Origin of the sequence: Marinimicrobium sp. UBA4209 (assembly GCF_002381585.1) — a bacterium.
GTDB lineage: Bacteria > Pseudomonadota > Gammaproteobacteria > Pseudomonadales > Cellvibrionaceae > Marinimicrobium > Marinimicrobium koreense.
The window spans coordinates 20,342-20,642 of record NZ_DFTP01000109.1 but is presented as its reverse complement, the minus strand read 5'-3'; the positions used below and the strand labels follow the sequence as shown (position 1 = coordinate 20,642).

The following is a 301-nucleotide window of genomic DNA, read 5'->3' as shown; positions in this document are numbered from 1 at the left end:
CCGACACGCTGAAGGCGTGGACGGTGCTGCCCGCCGGACGTCTCGGGTTGATGAGCCTGGCGGTGCTGGATCTCTGGCGCGACCGCGGCGCCGAGCCCAGCAATGCCGAACTGGCCGCTTTTCAGACCGTGGTTGATGAGCTGGACAGCGAATCGCAGATGGCCCTCAAACTGCGATCTCCCGGGTTGGACCTGAACTTCGAGCAAGTCGAAGAAGAGGCCTATGCCGAGTATCATAAAAAACACGGTTTCGAACCGAGCTTCCGGCAGTGGAGTAGCGCCTCCAAAGGGGAGACGCTTTA

General features: G+C 60.8%; 1 protein-coding gene. It reads left to right on the top strand.

Going from position 1 to position 301, the window contains the following annotated elements; translation table 11 throughout:
* Positions 1-301: hypothetical protein (locus tag B3187_RS16200; protein WP_286807493.1), on the top strand; the 301-nt coding region annotated here is incomplete at both ends.